Below are 18,719 nucleotides of genomic sequence, written 5' to 3' on the forward strand. Positions count from 1 at the left end.
TTCGGTGGCACCAACGCCACGCTGGTACTGAAGCGCTGGGAAGGCAAGTAATTCCTCGCTGAGCCACACATGAAAACGCCCCGACTGGTTCGGGGCGTTTTTTTTTGCCTTTTGAATTAACCAGGCTGACATATTACCTGTGGGAGCTGGCTTGCCAGCGATGACGTCGGCACAGCAAACATCAGCATCGGCTGACACACCGCTATCGCTGGCAAGCCAGCTCCCACAAGATGAAATGTGTCGATGGAAGATGAAGCTTTTGTCATGCAACCATCCGCCCTGCGACTGAATGTCGCGGTTTCCGTGGGCTGCAGGACTGTTTCCAATTCTGCAACAAACCCTTTCCAAAGCCAGTCGTTTACTTAGCAAGCTACCAAAACATATAACAGAGTCCTGCACATGCCTTGCTGCAGATAACAGAGATTGGAGCTAGCAGATGACTGTAAAAGTAACTGAACGCGACGATTCAAAAATGTCCCATGAAGGCGTAGCCGCCGGTATCCGGATCTGGGATGTACATCAACAGGAATTGCTGGTGGGGATGTTCCATAGCGAGACCGACGCCCAGAATTACAAGGCCGAGTTGGAAATGCTGGAACATGAACGCGAACTCATGACTGGCTGAACACGAAACGTGCCCTCGCTGCAGCTCGCCCTTCCTACACAGTGAGCTGCAGCGCAATCTGACACGTTACGTAATGCGCAAAGAAGCCAGATGAACATCGCCATCGATCACCACTGAAGGGACAACCCCGACGATCTTTCCCGCGTCATGTCTGACCACCTCGCATTCCCCATCGTCGAAACCGTCGTTCCTGACGGAGTACTGTATCGATGGCAGATGCCGTTTGCTGTAGTCCAAGCCCATGCCACAAGCAATCAGAAAATCGATCTTCGAATTTTTCAGTTCAATCTCCTCGTCTCGCTCGCCCTCTTTAAGCAGCGAATAATCAAGGCACAGATTGACGCCGAACGGACAGCCGGGAACAAGATTGTTCAAAAATCTTCCTTCATAACTGTCGAAGTAACTGTGTTCGGCTTGCACACTGCTGAGCGCCTTGACCTTTACAACAAAGTCACCGAAAAGATTAAAGTACCAATACCCCGCCGATGTCCCGACATGCCGGCCAAAATCGATACCTGACACATAACGTTTTGGCCACATCGAAATAAGCGGTTTATCCACCTCATACTCTTTGTTGGAGATGACCAGCAAATAATTGATGGCCTCGTAATGATTGGAGTCGCTCTGCTCAATTTTTATAAGGCTTGCGCAACTTCCTCCCAGCAAAACGATTTTCCCATAATGCTCAACCGGGAGATCCTCCATCAACGTCATGACAGCAGCCGATAGATTTTCAAGGTAAGCGGAGTTCAGTTCGTGAAGTTCCTCCTCACTCTGCACGACGTGCCAGGGTATGTTCCAGAAGAACTCGGGCAGGGTAAAGAACAGACAGGCGGCACCCGCATGCCGCTCGCGAGCGGCCTTGGCTGCGACCTTTATTTTCCAGCGCACATGATCAACCCGCGCATCGAGTTCGCTCGTCAGGTAATCATTGATGGATAGGTAGGACGGTCTTTGTTTGGAAAATTGTGATTTAAAAGTAGGTTGGCGCAACGAAGCAATATTGATCAACATCAAACATATCCTTATGTCATAAAATTCATTCCATTGGGTTTTCTCCGCTGTGCAACTTCACTTGCAAGTAAAGTATTTTTGGCAAAAGAAAACCCGAAAGATCGTATCGATACGATGTTTCGGGCTCAATATAAAAATCAAGTGAATTGCCAGCAAACATGTAAGTTCGCTAACAAGACAGATGGATTACCACATCAGATCATCAGGAATCTGGTAAGCCGCGTACGGATCGTCCTCGGCTGCGACTTCTTCCGTCTTCACGTTCAGCTGCACAATGCGCTGAGGGTCACGCTCCTGGATCTTCAGCGCCGCTTCACGGGGAATGACTTCATAACCACCGGCATGATGCACGATGGCCAGCGAACCATTGCTGAGCTTGTTGCGCATCAGCGTATTGACCGACAGACGCTTGACCTTCTTGTCATCAACGAAGTTGTAGTAATCCTCAGTCGTCAGCTTCGGCAGGCGCGTGGCTTCAATCAATTGCTTGATCTGCGCGACACGGGCCTTGGCTTCGGCTTTTTCCTTCTGCTGGCGATTGAGCTCCTGATCGCGCTTGACCTTCTCGGCCATGGCTTCCTGGGCTGCACGCTGCTGGGAATCATCCAGTTCGACCTGGCCTTTGTGGGCCAGACGCTGTTGCTTCTGTTTGTCTTTGCTGACCTGCTTGGCCTGCTTCTGGTTGACCAGCCCTGCTTTGAGCAACTGGTCGCGAAGGGAAATGCTCATGGTGCTTATTACTCACTTAGGCAACTGCTCAACCGCAGCTGGGCAAATTCTTTTCCTGACGTTTGGCTTCGCCCCACAAGGCGTCCAACTCTTCGAGGGTGCAATCTTCCATGGGTCGGTGGGTGTCGCGCAATGCCTGTTCGATAAAACGGAAACGTCGCTCGAACTTGCCATTGGCGCCACGTAGTGCGGTTTCCGGGTCAATCTTCAGATGACGCGCAAGATTGACCACGGAAAACAACAGGTCGCCGATCTCGCCAGCCACCGCCTCGGGATCGTTTTGCGACATGGCTTCGAGGACTTCGTCGAGTTCTTCGCGGACCTTGTCGAGTACCGGCAGAGCATCGGGCCAGTCGAAACCCACCTGCGCTGCGCGTTTCTGCAATTTTGCCGAGCGTGACAACGCCGGCAATGCAGCGGGCACGTCATCGAGCAACGACAGCTGCAGCGGTGCCGCAGATTTCTCCGCGCGCTCTTCGGCCTTGATCTCTTCCCAGCGTTGCTTGACTTGCTCTTCGGTCAACCGAGGCACATCCAGCGGCGCATAGAGATCACCTGTAGGGAACACGTGGGGATGCCGGCGGATCAGTTTGCGGGTGATGCTGTCGACCACACCGTCGAACTCGAAGCGCCCTTCCTCCCGGGCCAGTTGGCTGTAATAAACCACCTGGAACAGCAAGTCGCCGAGTTCGCCCTGTAAATGATCGAAGTCACCACGCTCGATGGCGTCGGCGACTTCGTAGGCTTCCTCAAGGGTATGCGCAACGATGGTGGCGTAGGTTTGCTTGATGTCCCACGGGCAACCGTACTGCGGGTCGCGCAGGCGGTTCATCAGATGAAGCAAGTCTTCAAGTGAATACATCGGGTCAGTCTCAACAAGACCTGTGGGAGCTGACCTGCCGGCGATGCGGACAACTCGATCTCTGAGGAAAATCGAGGTGATGCCATCGCTGGCAAGCCAGCTCCCACAGTTGATCGGCGTCGTTCTTCACGGCGTACGGTTACGCCGGGTTTCGATGATGTTCGGCAATTGGGAAATCCGCCCCAGCAACCGCCCCAATGCATCCAGCCCCGGAATCTCGATGGTCAGGGACATCAGCGCCGTGTTGTCCTCCTTGTTCGAACGGGTGTTGACCGCCAGCACGTTGATCCGCTCATTGAGCAATACCTGCGAAACGTCACGCAGCAAACCGGAACGGTCGTAGGCCCGAATGACAATATCGACGGGATACGTGAGTACCGGCACCGGCCCCCAGCTGACCTGGATGATCCGCTCTGGCTCGCGTCCGCCCAATTGCAACACCGATGCGCAGTCCTGGCGGTGAATGCTGACGCCACGGCCCTGGGTGATGTAACCGACGATTGCGTCCCCTGGCAGCGGCTGGCAGCAGCCGGCCATCTGGGTCATCAGGTTGCCGACGCCCTGGATCTGAATGTCGCCGCGCTTGCCCGGCTTGTAACCGGTCGCCTTGCGCGGGATGAGTTCCAACTGTTCGTTGCCGCGTTCCGGCTCGACCAATTGCTGCGCCAGGTTGACCAACTGCGCCAGGCGCAAATCACCGGCACCGAGCGCGGCAAACAGGTCTTCGGCGGTTTTCATGTTGGCCTTCTCGGCCAGCTTGTCGAAGTCCACCGCCGGCAGACCGAGGCGATTGAGCTCGCGCTCAAGCAGGGTTTTACCGGCCGCGACGTTCTGGTCGCGGGCCTGCAGCTTGAACCAGTGAACGATCTTCGCCCGCGCCCGCGAGGTGGTGACGTAACCCAGGTTCGGGTTGAGCCAGTCACGACTCGGGGTGCCATGCTTGCTGGTGATGATCTCGACCTGCTCACCCGTTTGCAGGCTGTAGTTGAGCGGCACGATGCGCCCGTTGATCTTGGCGCCACGGCAGTTGTGACCGATTTCGGTGTGCACGCGGTAGGCAAAGTCCAGTGGCGTCGCGCCCTTCGGCAGGTCGATGGCGTGACCGTCCGGGGTGAAGATATAGACCCGGTCAGGCTCGATATCGACCCGCAACTGTTCCGCCAGGCCACCGATGTCACCCAGTTCCTCGTGCCATTCGAGCACCTGCCGCAACCAGGAAATTTTCTCTTCGTAGTGATTGGAACCGGATTTGACGTCGGTGCCCTTGTACTTCCAGTGTGCGCAAACCCCCAGCTCGGCTTCTTCGTGCATGGCGTGGGTGCGGATCTGCACTTCCAGCACCTTGCCCTCCGGACCGATCACAGCAGTGTGCAGCGAGCGGTAGCCGTTTTCCTTGGGGTTGGCGATGTAGTCGTCAAACTCTTTGGGAATGTGCCGCCACAGGGTGTGGACGATGCCGAGCGCGGTGTAGCAATCGCGCATTTCCGGCACCAGCACACGCACGGCGCGAACGTCGTAGATCTGGCTGAACTCCAGACCTTTGCGCTGCATTTTGCGCCAGATCGAGTAGATGTGTTTGGCCCGGCCGCTGATGTCTGCATCGACGCCGGTGGCCTGCAATTCGTTTTTCAGCTGGCTCATCACCTCGCTGATGAAACGCTCGCGATCGAGTCGCCGTTCATGCAGCAATTTGGCGATCTGTTTGTACTGATCGGGCTCAAGGTAGCGGAAGGACAAGTCCTCCAACTCCCATTTGATATGACCGATCCCCAGACGATGGGCGAGCGGCGCGTAGATGTCGAAGACTTCACGGGCCACGCGGTTGCGCTTTTCGTCGTCGGCGGTTTTTACCGCACGAATCGCGCAGGTGCGCTCGGCCAGCTTGATCAAGGCGACACGCACGTCGTCGACCATCGCCACCAGCATCTTGCGCAGGTTTTCGACCTGCCCCTGAGTGCCCATCACCATGGATTTACGCGGGCTCAGACTGTCGCTGATAGCCGCCATGCGCTGCACGCCGTCGATGAGTTTGGCGACCACCGGACCAAAGCGCTGGCTGACCGCCGGCAACGGGATCTGACCTTCGCGCACGCCTCGGTACAGGACCGCAGCGACCAGCGAATCCTGATCGAGTTTGAGGTCGGCGAGAATTTCGGCGATTTCAAGGCCGGTACGGAAACTCGAGTTGCCTTCCGACCATAAATTCTTGGCCGCATTGGCCTGCTGCTCAGACTCGCGAGCGAACTCGCAAGCCTCTTTCAAGGCTTCGCGATCCAGCGCCAGATCGACACTGACCGCATGATCGAGCCAAGCCTCGAGATTGATACTGCCGTCGGTGTTGATCGGCTGGTGTGCTCTCACCTGTACCATCTTGCTTACCTTCCCTACGACGCAGATTCAATGCGTCAAATCGCTGACCTTCGTTGCCCGTGCGCCCACGTCGGGCTGATGCGCGGTTGCACGGGCGGGCCAGTCGGACCAGACGAGCATCCTAGCTCGCTTCAAATAACGCCATGGCCTCGACATGTGCCGTCTGAGGAAACATATCGAGAATCCCGGCACGTTTTAACCGGTAGCCCTGCTTGATCAATTCGACCGTGTCGCGCGCCAGAGTTGCCGGATTGCACGACACATATACCAACCGTTCGGCACCCAGCGTCCTGAGCTTGCGCACAACCTCGAAAGCACCGTCACGCGGTGGGTCCAAGAGTACCGCACAAAAGCCTTCCCGCGCCCATTCGGCATCGGTCAACGGCTGGGATAAATCGGCCTGAAAAAACTTCGCGTTATGCAGATTATTGCTAGCCGCGTTTGCCGCCGCCCGATCAACCATCGTCTGCACGCCCTCCACCGCCACCACTTCGCGAGTGGCCTTGGCCAGCGGCAAGGCAAAATTGCCGAGACCGCAGAACAGATCGAGAACCCGCTCATCCGTTGCAGGTTTCAGCCAGTCCAGCGCCTGGGCAACCATCGCTTCGTTGACGCCGGCGTTGACCTGAATGAAATCCCCTGGACGATAAGCCAACTCCAGATCCCACTGCTCAAGACGATATCCCAGCGCCTGACCGGCCTCGACCGGTTGCGGCTCGCCGTCGCCATGCAGCCACAACTGGGCTTCATGGAGCGCACAGAAATCCTTGAGAATGGTCAGGTCGCCTTCGGACAATGGCGCCATGTGTCGCAGCAAAACCGCCAGTGATGAGCCGCTGAACAACTCCACATGCCCGAGTGCCTGAGGTTTGCTCAAGCGGCGCAACATCGGCGGCAAGCCGGTCATGATCGGCTGCAAGGGTTGTACCAGCACCGGACATTCATTGATGCCGACGATGTCCTGGCTGCCGGCGGCACGGAAACCGACTTCGAGCATCTTGGCTTTCATGTCCCATCGCACGGCTACGCGGGCGCGGCGACGGTAGCCGAACTCTGGACCGCTCAACGGGACAGCCCACTCTTCGGGCTCGACGCCGGCGACCTTGGACAACTGCTCGGCGAGCATGCGCTGTTTCAGGGCGAGCTGTTCGTCATGTGGCAGATGCTGCACGCTGCAACCGCCGCAACGGCCGGCATGGGCGCACGGTGCCGGGCGGCGCAGTTCGCTGGCCTTGAACACCCGTTCGGTGCGCGCCTCGACCACTTTGCCGTGGGCGCCAAGTACACGCGCCTCGATCTCTTCACCGGCCAATGCGCCGATGACGAACCAGGTACGACCTTCGAAAAACGCGATACCGCGACCGTCATTGGCCAGGCGCTCGATGGTCAGGCGCTGTTTTTTGCCGGTCGGGACTTGCGGGGCCTTGCTGCCGCCGGTGGGCTGGAAGCGCAGGCCTCTTTCATGTTTGGCCATCAGTTGGGCGCGTCGAAAATGCCGGTCGACAGGTAACGGTCGCCACGGTCGCAGATGATCGCGACGATCACCGCGTTTTCAACTTCTTTGGACAGACGCAGCATCGCAGCCACGGCGCCGCCCGAGGACACACCGCAGAAGATGCCTTCTTCACGGGCCAGTCGACGGGTCACGTCTTCGGCTTCGCTTTGCGCCATGTCGACGATCCGGTCCACGCGATCGGCCTGATAGATCTTTGGCAGGTATTCCTGGGGCCAGCGACGGATACCCGGAATCGCCGAGCCTTCCATCGGTTGCAGGCCGATGATCTGCACGGCGTCGCTCTGTTCTTTCAGGTACCGCGAAACCCCCATGATGGTGCCGGTGGTGCCCATGGAGCTGACGAAATGGGTGATGGTGCCCTGGGTCTGACGCCAGATTTCCGGGCCAGTGGTGGTGTAATGCGCCTCGGGGTTGTCGCCATTGGCGAACTGATCCAGCACTTTGCCACGGCCTTCGGCCTCCATGCGCTGGGCGAGGTCGCGGGCGCCTTCCATGCCTTCTTCCTGGCTGACCAGAATCAACTCGGCGCCATAAGCGGTCATGGCAGCCTTGCGTTCAGCGCTGGAGTTGTCCGGCATGATCAGGATCATCTTGTAACCCTTGATCGCGGCGGCCATGGCCAACGCAATACCGGTGTTACCCGAAGTCGCTTCGATCAGCGTATCGCCGGCATGGATCTGCCCACGCAATTCGGCGCGGGTGATCATCGACAGCGCCGGACGGTCCTTGACCGAACCCGCCGGATTATTCCCTTCAAGCTTGAGCAAAAGGGTGTTGCTGGTGGCGCCAGGCAGGCGCTGCAAACGAACCAGCGGAGTGTTGCCGACGCAATCGGCGATGGTTGGGTACTGCAAGGTCATGGCGTATTCGCAATCCAGACTGCGGGGGCGCCTATCATACCGGCAAACGTTCGAAGGCCATATCACGCAAAGTGTGGTGCTTATGGCTAACAGGAATAAGTCCTGGCTCAGTCCTCATCCGCCTTCCCGACATTCAATGCGTAGAACTCGTGCAGCTTGGCTTGCAACAGCAGTTTGTCCGGCAGTTGTACCTGATACTCAGCGATAAGCGCCGGTGAAAGGCTGCGGTTGAGCGCATATTCGACCACCTCGTCTTCCTTGCTGGCACAGAGCAGGACTCCAATGGCAGGGTTCTCATGAGGCTTTCGTTCGTCGCGGTCCAGTGCTTCCAGGTAGAAGTTCAGCTTGCCCAGATACTCCGGCTCAAAACGACCGACCTTGAGTTCAATGGCTACCAGGCAGTTAAGTCCCCGGTGGAAGAACAAGAGGTCCAGGGCGAAATCCCGCCCGCCAACTTGCAGCGGGTATTGGGAGCCGACAAAACAGAAATCACGGCCCAGTTCGATCAGGAACTCCTTGAGACGCGCCAGCAGCCCCTGATGCAAATCGGTTTCGGCATGGGTTCCGGGCAGGTCGAGAAATTCGAGCATGTAGGCGTCACGGAAAATCTCCAGCGCCGAGGGGTGGGTTTGTTTCAGTGCTGTTGAGATTTTTGCCGGCTGAGTAACACTGCGCTCAAATAATGCTGCCTTGAACTGGCGCTCCAGCTCACGAGTTGACCACTTCTCCTGGATAGCCATACGTAAATAGAACTCGCGCTCTTGAGGGTCCTTGCTCTGAGTCAGAATCAGCAGGTTGTGGGTCCAGGGTAATTGTGTCAGCAGTGCTGACACTTTTTCATCGCCCCGATAGGCCTCGTAGAATTGGCGCATACGGAACAAGTTACGCCGGGTAAACCCGCGCAACCCCGGTTGCGTCCTCGCCAGATGCTCAGCCAATTGACCGACCACGGAATCGCCCCACTCGGCCCGTTCCAGCTTGCGACTGATATGAGCACCGACCTGCCAGTACAACTCGATCAGTTGCGTATTGACCGCTCGAATGGCCTGCTGTCTGGCACCGTGGATCAGCGCGAGCACTTCGCTGAAACGATCATCTGATGTGCCGCTGGTTACGTCCGGTGCAGTCATGTTCAGTTCCTTGAGGATGATTGAAGGCCAGAGCTTAATCGGTCAAGGAAGTATGAAAATGCCGCTGATACCCTTTCGGAAATGTCGTACAACAATGCCGGAACGCTCCGGCGTGAGCAGATGTTGAGGGCTTGGCTGACCTTGCAGCTCGCACTTACTGGGTTTGAAGGGACGCCAGTGCAGGCGCAGTCTTGCTGGCGCAAGCGCTATCACTGACTTGGCTTTCATCCGCGATCAGCCGCATGTTCATCCGCAACCCGCTACCCGTATTCTCGGCCCACAGCTGCCCGCCCTGTCGCTGCACCGCATTCCTCGCGATGCTAAGGCCCAGACCAAACCCGCCGTCCCCGGGCCGCGAGCCATCGAGGCGGGTGAAAGGCAGGAAGATCCGTTCCAGATCTGCTTGCGCCACGCCGCCACCCTGGTCCTCCAGCCACAGATGCCAGTACTCGCCGTCACGCCGGCCACCAAGGAGGACGATGCCGCCCTTGGGTGAATGACGAATAGCATTGCGCAACATGTTTTCCAGCGCTTGGGCCAACGTATCGAGATGGCCGCGAACCCAGCAGGAAGCGTCCACCGAACACAGCAACTGCCCGTTCGGCCAGCAGCTTTCATAGCAGGCGTTTTCGGTGAGCATTTCCCACAATGCCTGGACCTGGATCGCTTCATCAGGCAATCGGGTGCGTTCGGTGTCAAGCCAGGCCAGTTGCAGCGTGTCTTCCACCAATCGCTGCATGCCGTCGACTTCACGACCAATACGTTCGCGTAACGACTCCAGGCCCTGCTCGCTTTCACTGGCCACCCGCAGGCGACTCAGTGGTGTGCGCAATTCGTGGGACAGGTCGCGCAGCAATTGCTGTTGCAACGCAACCGTGCTTTGCAGACGTTCGGACATATGATCGAACGCTCTGCCCAGTTCACCCAGCTCATCGGTACGATTGGTCGTGCGGCTCGACAGCCGCACACTCAATTGGTCGGCCCGCCAGGCATTGGCCTGAGCACGCAAGTGATTGAGCGGTACCACCAACAGGCGATACAGCCCGACGCATAACAGCAATGTGAACAAGCCCGGAATCACACCGTTGGTGATCACCCGCCAGAACACCCGATATTGTCCCGGCAGAAAGCGTTCGGGCAACTCGATTACCAGGCTCCCGGTGGACGGGTCGCCAGGGAACGGTACCCGCATCCACGGCCGGCCTTTTTTGTGGATCGGCCAATCCAATCCGCGCAGGAAGGTCAGGCGCTCGATTTCCTTGTCCGAAAGTGACTGGTTGCTCAAGGACTGCAAATCACCGCCGATGACACCGACCCAGCCTTTTTCCCGCTGATGCATCGCCTGCAACCAGTCATCGATGCCGGCGTTCTGGCGCACCTGCCAGGCTTGTTCGGCTTCGGCGGCGTAGTGCGTCAGGGTTCTGCGGGCATCATCGGAGAGGAACTGATTGCGCTGTTCCATATAACGACCCCAGGACCAGCTCAACCAGATCATCAGCAAACAGAATGCGACCAGCAAACAGGCAAGCTTCCAGAATAGCGAGTGCCGGCCCGGCACATTACATTTCATCACTGGCGCTCAGAATGTAGCCCTTGCCCCAGACCGTCCGCACTTCGCGTTCGGTATAGCCGATGGCCTTGAGCTTGCGGCGGATCTGGCTGATGTGCATGTCCAGACTGCGGTCATGGGCAGAGTAACCGCGTTGCAGGACATGTTGATAAAGGAAGGCTTTGCTCAACACTTCATCGTCATTGCGATTCAGGGTTTCCAGCAAGCGGTATTCGCTGCGGGTCAGGCCGGCGGCTCGCTGGCCGTAAAAAACCTCGGACTGTTCATCGTCGAAATGCAAGCTGTCCCGCGGCGGCGCAATCGCTGCCGGCGTCGGCTGACGGTCGAGGGCGACGCGGCGCAGGATCGCTTCGATGCGTACCCGCAACTCGACCATGCTGAACGGCTTGGTCAGGTAATCATCAGCCCCCAGGCTAAAGCCACTGATGCGATCCGCTTCGGCCCCCAGCGCCGACATCAGCAACACCGGGATGGAGTGACTCTGGCGCAATTGCGTCAGCACTGACAACCCGTCCAGTCCGGGCAACAGAATGTCCATCAACACCACGTCGAAGGCTTGCTCGCGGGCAGCGGCGAGGCCTTCCTGGCCGTTCTGGCACCAGGTCACCTGAAAGCCGCTGCGGCCCAGATGCTCATGGACATAAGCACCGAGCACGAGATCGTCTTCGATGGAAAGGATGCGCGGATGACCAGAGGCGATGGGAGTCATGAGTATCTGCAAATAATTCTCAGTTGATAATTATTCAAGATTGCTTCGCCTGAGGCAACCCGACACTTTGCGCAACCGTTGAAAAGGCCCGAACTGGCCGACGAACGACGACATCAATTTTACGAAGATTGCCCGCCAGCAAATCGCTACACTGCGCAGGTGGTGCATGCCACACGCGAGTGCAGGACTATCGATAGCTGGATGCAGGAGAGATGCGTGCTCAAGAAACTGGGAATCAAAGGCCGCGTGCTGTTGCTGACTCTATTGCCGACCAGCCTCATGGCGCTGGTCCTGGGTGGTTATTTCACCTGGATGCAGCAATCGGACTTGCAAACCCAACTCATGCAACGTGGCGAAATGATCGCCGAGCAACTGGCGCCGCTGGTAGCGCCGGCCATGGGCCATAAAAACAACGAGCTGCTCGAACGCATCGCTACGCAATCCCTCGAGCAGCCGGACGTGCGTGCCGTAACGTTCCTCGCACCTGACCGCACGTTACTGGCCCATGCGGGACCGACCATGCTCAACCAGGCGCCGCTGGGCGATGGTTCGCAAATGTTGCGGCGCAGTGGCAGCGATGCGACGCGTTATCTGCTGCCGGTGTTCGGCAAGCATCGTAATCTGGCAGGCGATGTGATACCCGATGAGGCCGATCGCCTGTTGGGCTGGGTCGAGCTCGAACTGTCGCACAATGGCATGTTGCTGCGCGGTTACCGCAGCCTGTTCGCCAGCCTGATGATGATCGCCGTCGGCCTGGGTGGCGCGGCGTTGCTGGCCTTGCGCATGGGCCGCACCATCAACCGGCCGCTGACCCAGATCAAGCAGGCCGTAGCCCAACTCAAGGACGGTCATCTGGAAACCCGGCTGCCACCCCTTGGCAGTCATGAACTGGACGAACTGGCATCGGGCATCAACCGCATGGCTGGCACCCTGCAAAATGCCCAGGAAGAATTGCAGCACAGCATCGACCAGGCCACCGAAGATGTTCGCCAGAACCTCGAAACCATCGAGATCCAGAACATCGAACTCGACCTGGCGCGCAAGGAGGCACTGGAGGCGAGCCGGATCAAATCCGAATTCCTGGCCAACATGAGCCACGAAATCCGCACGCCGCTCAACGGTATTCTCGGTTTTACCCATTTGCTGCAGAAAAGCGAGTTGACCCCGCGCCAGCTCGATTATCTGGGCACCATCGAAAAGTCTGCCGACAGCCTGTTGGGGATCATCAACGAGATCCTCGACTTTTCGAAAATCGAGGCCGGCAAACTGGTGCTCGACCATATTCCGTTCAACTTGCGCGATCTGCTGCAGGACACCCTGACCATCCTTGCCCCCGCTGCCCACGCCAAACAACTTGAGCTGGTGAGCCTGGTGTATCGCGACACGCCTTTGTCGCTGGTCGGCGACCCGCTGCGGCTCAAGCAGATCCTCACCAATCTGGTCAGCAACGCCATCAAGTTCACCCGCGAAGGCACCATCGTCGCCCGGGCCATGCTCGAAGAAGAACACGATGACAGTGTGCAACTGCGCATCAGTATTCAGGACACTGGCATCGGCCTGTCGAGCCAGGACGTACGCGCGCTGTTCCAGGCTTTCAGTCAGGCCGATAACTCACTGTCCCGGCAACCGGGCGGCACGGGGCTGGGGCTGGTGATTTCCAAGCGACTGATCGAACAAATGGGCGGCGAGATCGGTGTCGACAGTACACCGGGCGAAGGTTCGGAGTTCTGGATCAGCCTGAGCCTGCCCAAAACCCGCGACGATGCCGAAGACCTGCCCGGCCCGCCGCTGTCGGGTCGTCGTGTGGCGGTGCTGGAAAACCATGACCTGGCCCGTCAGGCGCTGCAGCATCAACTGGAAGATTGCGGTCTCGCGGTCACGCCGTTCAACACGCTGGAAAGCTTGACCAATGGCGTGACTGGCGTCCATCAGACCGATCAGGCCATCGACCTGGCGGTGCTGGGCGTCACCAGCAATGACATGCCGCCCGAGCGCCTTAATCAATACATCTGGGACCTCGAACACCTTGGTTGCAAAGTGCTGGTGCTCTGTCCGACCACGGAGCAGACGCTGTTCCACCTCTCGGTGCCCAACCCTCACAGCCAGCTCCAGGCCAAACCGGCCTGCACCCGCAAGTTACGACGCGCACTGTCCGACCTGGTCAACCCGCGCCAGATTCGCAGCGAACCCGGCGAACCGGTTTCCAGTCGCGCGCCTAAAGTGCTGTGCGTTGACGACAACCCGGCCAATCTGCTGCTGGTGCAGACGTTGCTCGAAGACATGGGCGCCAAGGTGCTCGCCGTGGAAAGCGGCTACGCAGCCGTCAAAGCGGTGCAAAACGAGACCTTCGACCTGGTGCTGATGGACGTGCAGATGCCGGGAATGGACGGACGGCAAAGTACCGAGGCGATCCGCCAGTGGGAGAGCGAGCGGCATTGCACACCGCTGCCGATCGTGGCGCTCACCGCCCATGCCATGGCCAATGAAAAACGCGCCTTGTTGCAAAGCGGCATGGACGACTACCTGACCAAACCGATCAGTGAGCGGCAACTGGCGCAGGTGGTGCTGAAATGGAGTGGCCTGGCGCTGCGCAACCATAGCCCGGAGCGCGCCAGCGACAGCCACAACGGTGCCTTTGAGTTGCAAGTGCTCGATCACGAAGAAGGCTTGCGTCTGGCCGCGGGCAAGGCCGATCTGGCAGCAGACATGCTGGCGATGTTGCTGGCGTCGCTGGAAGCCGACCGTGAAGCGATCCGCCAGGCCCAGGAAAGCCGCGATCACAACGCGCTGATCGAACGTGTCCATCGCCTGCACGGCGCAACCCGTTACTGCGGCGTGCCGCAACTGCGCGCCGCCTGCCAACGCAGCGAAACCCTGCTCAAGCAACAGGACCCGAAAGCCTACAGCGCCCTCGAAGAACTCGACCGGGCAATCAATCGCCTGGCCGCCCAGGCGCGCATCAATGCCTGACCTGGCGCAAAGACGCCGGTAGCGGGAAGGACTAATGTAGGAGCTGCCGCAGGCGACGATCTTTTGATCTTGAAAACGCTGAGTCTTCAGGGAGAACACATGCGCACGATTTTATTCAGCAGCCAGAACTACGACCGCGAGAGTTTTCTCGCCGCGGATCTGCCGCCCGGTATCGAGCTGCACTTTCAGGCGGCGCGGCTGAGCGTTGATACAGTGGCGCTGGCCGAACATCACGAGGTCGTCTGTGCCTTTATCAATGATGATCTCAGTGCACAGGTGCTCGAACGCCTCGCGGCGGGCGGCACACGCCTGATTGCCCTGCGTTCGGCCGGTTACAACCATGTCGACCTCGCAGCGGCGAAACGCCTCGGGCTGGCGGTGGTGCGCGTCCCGGCCTACTCGCCCCATGCGGTGGCCGAGCATGCAATGGCGCTGATCCTGGCGCTCAACCGACGTTTGCACCGGGCCTACAACCGTACCCGCGAAGGCGACTTCAGCCTGCACGGGCTGACCGGTTTCGACCTGGTGGGCAAGACCGTCGGCGTGGTCGGTACCGGGCAGATCGGCGCTACATTCGCAAAAATCATGAACGGTTTCGGCTGCCGGTTGCTGGCTTACGACCCCCACCCCAATCCCCAGGTCGAAGCACTCGGTGCCCGATACCTGGGCTTGCCGCAACTGCTGGCCGAATCGCAGATCATCAGCCTGCACTGCCCGCTCAATGAACAGAGCAAGCATCTGATCAACCGCGAGTCTTTGGCGCACATGCAACCGGGGGCGATGTTGATCAATACCGGTCGCGGTGGCCTGGTGGACACCCCGGCGCTGATCGACGCCCTCAAGAGCGGGCAATTGGGTTATCTGGGGCTGGATGTGTATGAAGAGGAAGCGCAGCTGTTCTTCGAGGATCGTTCCGACCTGCCGTTGCAGGACGATGTTCTGGCGCGATTGCTGACGTTCCCTAACGTCATCATTACCGCGCATCAGGCGTTCCTGACCCGCGAAGCCCTTGGCGCGATTGCCGCGACCACCCTCGACAACATTGCGACCTGGAACGCCGGCACTGCGCAAAACCTGGTCACAGGTGACTGAACCTGATCGAAGGTCATGTGCCCGCACCATGCAACGCGAATGCCCGTGCTAGCATATCGCGCATATTTGGAGGACCCATGGTCGAACACGATTTCCGCTACAGCCTGATGAACCCGCAACACACCCTCACCGAATGCCGCGCCCTGGTGCCGGGGCGCTATCAAGTCACCGGCAACGGCGGCTCGATTCGCAATAACGACGTGTTGGTAGTGACCCTCAAGGGCGCCAAGGACTTGTCCATGCGCCTGACCGTCGAAACGGTTCGCCACTTGATCAATCCACCCGGGCAATGGGTTGCGGTAGCAAGTGGCCCGGTGTTCGGCGAACTGGCGATCCACACCTGGCAGGTGAACTGCGACAGCTGTGCAAAAGAGCTGAGCTTCGAGTTCGCGGTCGACGCCAAGTTGGGCAACAAGGCCGAAAAGCCAGCCGCCACTGCGCGGATTGCCGAGCTGGGCTGGACCACCGTCGGCGAAAAGCACCTGTGCCCGAAGTGCCAGGAGCCTGCGTGATGAAACACCTCGCCCTGGCCGCGCTGGTCGGTGCAAGCCTGATGGGCTGTGCTGCCGATCCGGTGCAATTGCAACAAAACCGCAGCTACATTCTGGAGTGGATCGGCGAACGTCCGTTGATGGACTACAGCCACCTGACCATCACGCTCGGCGAAGATGGTCGCGCCTACGGCAATGGTGGCTGCAACCACTGGTTCGCGCCATACACCCTGGAAGGCAACAAGCTGAGCTTCGGCAAAATCGGCAGCACCCGCAAACTCTGCGCGCCGGCGCTGATGGAGCAGGAAAAACGCTTCCTTCAGGCGCTGGAAAACGTGCAACGCTGGGACGTATCGTCAATCGATCAGATGCGTTTCTGGCCGGCCGAAGGCAAGCCGCTGCGCTGGTGGCTTGAGGAAGGTTGATGCCCCCTCCTCCCTTGATCATTCCCGCGCTCTGCGTGGGAATGATCAAGTGACGCTCCGCGTCACAGGCGGCGTTCCCACGCAGAGCGGGGGAACGATCATCATCCCTCGATTCAATTCTGCGCCTGCAACGCCTCCAGCTTCGCCATCACCCCCGCCGCTGTCTGCTCTCCCATCAATTGCTCACGCACCTTGCCTTTGTTATCGATGATATAGGTCACCGGTAATGCCTCACTGCGTGGCAGTTCGAACACTTCTGAAGGGTCCTGGGCCAGCACGGTAAATTTGATTCCAAGCTTCTCACTGGCGCTTTTCAACTCTTCGCCCTGCACATTATCGAAGTTGACCCCGAACACACCGATCTTCTTGCTCTGGAGCTGATCGGCCAAGGCGTTCAGCTCCGGGATCTCGGTACGGCACGGCCCGCACCATTCAGCCCAGTAATTGAGCACCAGCCATTTGCCATCCAGACGCTCGGCGGCGACTTTCTGTCCATTCTGGTCAATCCCGTAGTCGTTTCCGCAGCCCCCCAACAGCAACGCCCCAATGATCGTCAATGCTGCTGCCAGTCGCCTTGTCATGTCGTGTTCCTTGTCAAAAATTGAATGCGCCTGCGACCCATCGCCTCCCAAGGTTCTGGATTACGCGCTGCACAGTTAGAATAGCCGCCACCTTACGCAAGATGCGACCCGCTCATGACCGATCTGACGCTTTATCACAACCCGCGCTGCTCGAAATCCCGCGGTGCGCTCGAACTGCTCGAAGCCCGTGGCCTGACGCCGACCGTGGTGCGCTATCTGGAAACCCCGCTCGACGCCGCGCAAATCCAGGGTCTGCGGGGCAAACTCGGCATTAGTGCCCGGCAACTGCTGCGCACCGGCGAGGACGAATACAAGACCCTCGGCCTCGCGGACGGCAGCCTGAGCGAAGCGCAATTGATCGCAGCCATCGCCGCCCACCCGAAACTGATGGAACGTCCGATTCTCGAAGTCGGCGATAAAGCCGTCATCGGTCGTCCACCGGAGCAGATTCTGGAACTGTTGCCATGAGTGCGCCGTACATTCTGGTGCTGTACTACAGCCGCAGCGGTTCGACCAATGAAATGGCCCGGCAAATTGCCCGCGGTGTCGAGCAGGCTGGCCTAGAAGCGCGGTTGCGCACAGTGCCGGCGATTTCCACGGAATGCGAAGCCGTGGCGCCGGACATTCCCGACGAAGGCGCGCTCTATGCCAGCCTCGACGACCTTAAAAACTGCGCTGGCCTGGCACTGGGCAGTCCGACTCGTTTCGGCAACATGGCGGCGCCGCTCAAGTACTTCCTCGATGGCACCAGCAACCTGTGGCTGACCGGCGCGCTGGTGGGCAAACCGGCCGGCGTGTTCACGTCCACGGCGAGCCTGCACGGTGGCCAGGAAACCACCCTGCTGTCGATGATGCTGCCATTGCTGCACCATGGCATGTTGATCACCGGCCTGCCCTACAGCGAATCGGCGTTGCTGGAAACCCAGGGTGGCGGCACGCCGTACGGCGCCAGTCATCACGCCGGAGCCGATGGCAAAAGCGGTCTGGACGCTCATGAAGTGGCGCTGTGCCGTGCACTGGGCATGCGCCTGGCCAAGACTGCGCAGAAACTGGAGGGCTGAAGGTGGCCAAGAAGCCGAAGGTCCTGCCCGCCATCGAATGGCTCGAACCGCGCGTCAAGGCGATGCGCGTCATCAGTCTGTTGTGCTTTTTTGGTCTGGTGGGATTGCTCTGCGTTTACTACCTGATGATTGCCGATCTGCACGGTGCACGGCCGTGGGTGATTCTGCTGATCGAGCTGGTGCCGTTGCTGCTGCTCGCACCGGGGATGATTGTCGGCAACGCCCGGGGGCATTCATGGATGTGCTTTGTGGTGAACCTGTACTTCATCAAAGGCGCGTTGGCCGCGTATGACCCGAACCGGCAGATGTTCGGCGTGCTGGAGATGGCCGCGAGCCTCGCGGTGTTCTGTTCAGCGCTGTTGTATGTGCGCTGGCGGTATCAGTTGAACCGCAAGTTGGCTGGCGAAGGCGAGATATCCGTCGCCTGATCGGGCCTCATCGCTGGCAAGCCAGCTCCCACAGGTATTGGGTTTGAACACAAATTCTGTGAGCAACTCCCACAGGTATTGGGTTTGAACACAAATTCTGTGAGCAACTCCCACAGGTATTGGGCTTGAACACAAATTCTGTGAGCAACTCCCACAGGTATTGGGTTTGAACACAAATTCTGTGAGCAACTCCCACAGGTATTGGGCTTGAACACAAATTCTGTGAGCAACTCCCACAGGTATTGGGTTTGAACACAAATTCTGTGAGCAACTCCCACAGGTATTG

The 18,719-nt window shown here is 58.8% G+C and carries 18 protein-coding genes and 1 pseudogene; 8 read left to right on the forward strand and 11 right to left on the reverse strand.

The annotated features are described in order from the left end of the window. Positions 1 to 270 (reverse strand): annotated as a pseudogene (locus D8U73_RS29380) (hypothetical protein); the annotation flags it as partial. 166 nt (positions 271 to 436) lie between these two features. Between D8U73_RS29380 and D8U73_RS28230 the strand changes: the two are divergent. Beyond that, the gene (locus D8U73_RS28230; RefSeq protein WP_056853118.1) at positions 437 to 625 is read left to right on the forward strand and encodes a hypothetical protein; all 189 of its coding nucleotides are present in this window, start codon (positions 437 to 439) and stop codon (positions 623 to 625) included. 66 nt (positions 626 to 691) lie between these two features. Here D8U73_RS28230 and D8U73_RS28235 read toward each other — a convergent pair whose 3' ends face one another. The 9 genes from D8U73_RS28235 to D8U73_RS28275 all read right to left on the reverse strand — a co-directional run bounded on the left by D8U73_RS28235 (position 692) and on the right by D8U73_RS28275 (position 11,385). Then, the gene (locus D8U73_RS28235; RefSeq protein ID WP_130906333.1) at positions 692 to 1,639 is read right to left on the reverse strand and encodes a hypothetical protein; all 948 of its coding nucleotides are present in this window, start codon (positions 1,637 to 1,639) and stop codon (positions 692 to 694) included. A gap of 186 nt (positions 1,640 to 1,825) precedes the next feature. Then, positions 1,826 to 2,368: a DUF2058 domain-containing protein gene (locus tag D8U73_RS28240; RefSeq protein ID WP_056853120.1), complete on the reverse strand. Its 543-nt coding sequence runs from the start codon at positions 2,366 to 2,368 to the stop codon at positions 1,826 to 1,828. Positions 2,369 to 2,396: 28 nt separating this feature from the next. After that, positions 2,397 to 3,230 carry a nucleoside triphosphate pyrophosphohydrolase gene (mazG, locus tag D8U73_RS28245; protein ID WP_056853121.1) on the reverse strand — a complete coding sequence of 278 codons (834 nt, stop codon included), beginning with the start codon at positions 3,228 to 3,230 and terminating at the stop codon, positions 2,397 to 2,399. A 126-nt stretch (positions 3,231 to 3,356) separates the two neighbouring features. Continuing rightward, positions 3,357 to 5,600, reverse strand: coding sequence for a GTP diphosphokinase (relA, locus tag D8U73_RS28250; protein ID WP_056853122.1), 2,244 nt, complete (start codon positions 5,598 to 5,600; stop codon positions 3,357 to 3,359). A gap of 121 nt (positions 5,601 to 5,721) precedes the next feature. Then, complete coding sequence (rlmD, locus tag D8U73_RS28255) at positions 5,722 to 7,074, reverse strand: 23S rRNA (uracil(1939)-C(5))-methyltransferase RlmD (protein ID WP_130906334.1); 1,353 nt, start codon at positions 7,072 to 7,074, stop codon at positions 5,722 to 5,724. Next, a complete protein-coding gene (cysM, locus tag D8U73_RS28260) occupies positions 7,074 to 7,976 on the reverse strand; it encodes a cysteine synthase CysM (RefSeq protein ID WP_056853124.1) in 903 nt (300 codons plus the stop codon). Before cysM ends, rlmD begins: the two co-directional genes overlap by 1 nt. Positions 7,977 to 8,083: 107 nt before the next feature. Further along, on the reverse strand, positions 8,084 to 9,106 hold the full coding sequence (locus tag D8U73_RS28265) for a PDDEXK nuclease domain-containing protein (RefSeq protein WP_130906335.1): 1,023 nt from the start codon (positions 9,104 to 9,106) through the stop codon (positions 8,084 to 8,086). Positions 9,107 to 9,260: 154 nt separating this feature from the next. Next, positions 9,261 to 10,676, reverse strand: coding sequence for a sensor histidine kinase (locus tag D8U73_RS28270; RefSeq protein ID WP_130906336.1), 1,416 nt, complete (start codon positions 10,674 to 10,676; stop codon positions 9,261 to 9,263). Beyond that, on the reverse strand, positions 10,666 to 11,385 hold the full coding sequence (locus D8U73_RS28275) for a response regulator transcription factor (protein WP_130906337.1): 720 nt from the start codon (positions 11,383 to 11,385) through the stop codon (positions 10,666 to 10,668). Before D8U73_RS28275 ends, D8U73_RS28270 begins: the two co-directional genes overlap by 11 nt. A 216-nt stretch (positions 11,386 to 11,601) precedes the next feature. Between D8U73_RS28275 and D8U73_RS28280 the strand changes: the two genes are divergently transcribed. The 4 genes from D8U73_RS28280 (at position 11,602) to D8U73_RS28295 (ending at position 16,363) form a co-directional block, all read left to right on the forward strand. Further along, complete coding sequence (locus tag D8U73_RS28280; protein ID WP_130906338.1) at positions 11,602 to 14,355, forward strand: response regulator; 2,754 nt, start codon at positions 11,602 to 11,604, stop codon at positions 14,353 to 14,355. A gap of 99 nt (positions 14,356 to 14,454) precedes the next feature. Continuing rightward, the gene (locus D8U73_RS28285; protein WP_130906339.1) at positions 14,455 to 15,447 is read left to right on the forward strand and encodes a 2-hydroxyacid dehydrogenase; all 993 of its coding nucleotides are present in this window, start codon (positions 14,455 to 14,457) and stop codon (positions 15,445 to 15,447) included. 77 nt (positions 15,448 to 15,524) lie between these two features. Continuing rightward, complete coding sequence (locus D8U73_RS28290) at positions 15,525 to 15,959, forward strand: hypothetical protein (RefSeq protein WP_007988765.1); 435 nt, start codon at positions 15,525 to 15,527, stop codon at positions 15,957 to 15,959. Then, a complete protein-coding gene (locus D8U73_RS28295) occupies positions 15,959 to 16,363 on the forward strand; it encodes an META domain-containing protein (RefSeq protein ID WP_056853130.1) in 405 nt (134 codons plus the stop codon). The genes D8U73_RS28290 and D8U73_RS28295 overlap by 1 nt, the downstream gene beginning before the upstream one ends. A gap of 113 nt (positions 16,364 to 16,476) precedes the next feature. Here D8U73_RS28295 and D8U73_RS28300 read toward each other — a convergent pair whose 3' ends face one another. Continuing rightward, the gene (locus tag D8U73_RS28300; protein ID WP_056853131.1) at positions 16,477 to 16,944 is read right to left on the reverse strand and encodes a TlpA disulfide reductase family protein; all 468 of its coding nucleotides are present in this window, start codon (positions 16,942 to 16,944) and stop codon (positions 16,477 to 16,479) included. Positions 16,945 to 17,058: 114 nt separating this feature from the next. On the opposite strand from D8U73_RS28300, the gene arsC reads away from it, so the two are divergent. The 3 genes from arsC to D8U73_RS28315 are packed head-to-tail and all read left to right on the forward strand — an operon-like array spanning position 17,059 to position 18,433. Continuing rightward, complete coding sequence (gene arsC / locus D8U73_RS28305; RefSeq protein WP_130906340.1) at positions 17,059 to 17,412, forward strand: arsenate reductase (glutaredoxin); 354 nt, start codon at positions 17,059 to 17,061, stop codon at positions 17,410 to 17,412. Continuing rightward, a complete protein-coding gene (gene wrbA, locus D8U73_RS28310) occupies positions 17,409 to 18,005 on the forward strand; it encodes an NAD(P)H:quinone oxidoreductase (protein ID WP_008054817.1) in 597 nt (198 codons plus the stop codon). The genes arsC and wrbA overlap by 4 nt, the downstream gene beginning before the upstream one ends. 2 nt (positions 18,006 to 18,007) lie before the next feature. Beyond that, a complete protein-coding gene (locus tag D8U73_RS28315; RefSeq protein ID WP_130906341.1) occupies positions 18,008 to 18,433 on the forward strand; it encodes a DUF2069 domain-containing protein in 426 nt (141 codons plus the stop codon). Positions 18,434 to 18,719 lie beyond the last annotated feature (286 nt).

The organism is Pseudomonas sp. Sample_22 (assembly GCF_004307635.1).
In the GTDB taxonomy this organism is placed as follows: Bacteria; Pseudomonadota; Gammaproteobacteria; order Pseudomonadales; family Pseudomonadaceae; genus Aquipseudomonas.

Excerpts from the sequence above, each read along its gene's own strand:
- D8U73_RS28275 (WP_130906337.1), bottom strand. The coding sequence starts at position 11,385 with ATGACTCCCATCGCCTCTGGTCATCCGCGCATCCTTTCCATCGAAGAC.
- mazG (WP_056853121.1), bottom strand. The coding sequence starts at position 3,230 with ATGTATTCACTTGAAGACTTGCTTCATCTGATGAACCGCCTGCGCGAC.
- wrbA (WP_008054817.1), top strand. The coding sequence starts at position 17,409 with ATGAGTGCGCCGTACATTCTGGTGCTGTACTACAGCCGCAGCGGTTCG.
- cysM (WP_056853124.1), bottom strand. The coding sequence starts at position 7,976 with ATGACCTTGCAGTACCCAACCATCGCCGATTGCGTCGGCAACACTCCG.
- D8U73_RS28230 (WP_056853118.1), top strand. The coding sequence starts at position 437 with ATGACTGTAAAAGTAACTGAACGCGACGATTCAAAAATGTCCCATGAA.
- D8U73_RS28285 (WP_130906339.1), top strand. The coding sequence starts at position 14,455 with ATGCGCACGATTTTATTCAGCAGCCAGAACTACGACCGCGAGAGTTTT.
- D8U73_RS28300 (WP_056853131.1), bottom strand. The coding sequence starts at position 16,944 with ATGACAAGGCGACTGGCAGCAGCATTGACGATCATTGGGGCGTTGCTG.
- D8U73_RS28295 (WP_056853130.1), top strand. The coding sequence starts at position 15,959 with ATGAAACACCTCGCCCTGGCCGCGCTGGTCGGTGCAAGCCTGATGGGC.
- D8U73_RS28265 (WP_130906335.1), bottom strand. The coding sequence starts at position 9,106 with ATGACTGCACCGGACGTAACCAGCGGCACATCAGATGATCGTTTCAGC.
- D8U73_RS28240 (WP_056853120.1), bottom strand. The coding sequence starts at position 2,368 with ATGAGCATTTCCCTTCGCGACCAGTTGCTCAAAGCAGGGCTGGTCAAC.
- D8U73_RS28235 (WP_130906333.1), bottom strand. The coding sequence starts at position 1,639 with ATGTTGATCAATATTGCTTCGTTGCGCCAACCTACTTTTAAATCACAA.
- D8U73_RS28290 (WP_007988765.1), top strand. The coding sequence starts at position 15,525 with ATGGTCGAACACGATTTCCGCTACAGCCTGATGAACCCGCAACACACC.
- relA (WP_056853122.1), bottom strand. The coding sequence starts at position 5,600 with ATGGTACAGGTGAGAGCACACCAGCCGATCAACACCGACGGCAGTATC.
- D8U73_RS28270 (WP_130906336.1), bottom strand. The coding sequence starts at position 10,676 with ATGAAATGTAATGTGCCGGGCCGGCACTCGCTATTCTGGAAGCTTGCC.
- rlmD (WP_130906334.1), bottom strand. The coding sequence starts at position 7,074 with ATGGCCAAACATGAAAGAGGCCTGCGCTTCCAGCCCACCGGCGGCAGC.
- arsC (WP_130906340.1), top strand. The coding sequence starts at position 17,059 with ATGACCGATCTGACGCTTTATCACAACCCGCGCTGCTCGAAATCCCGC.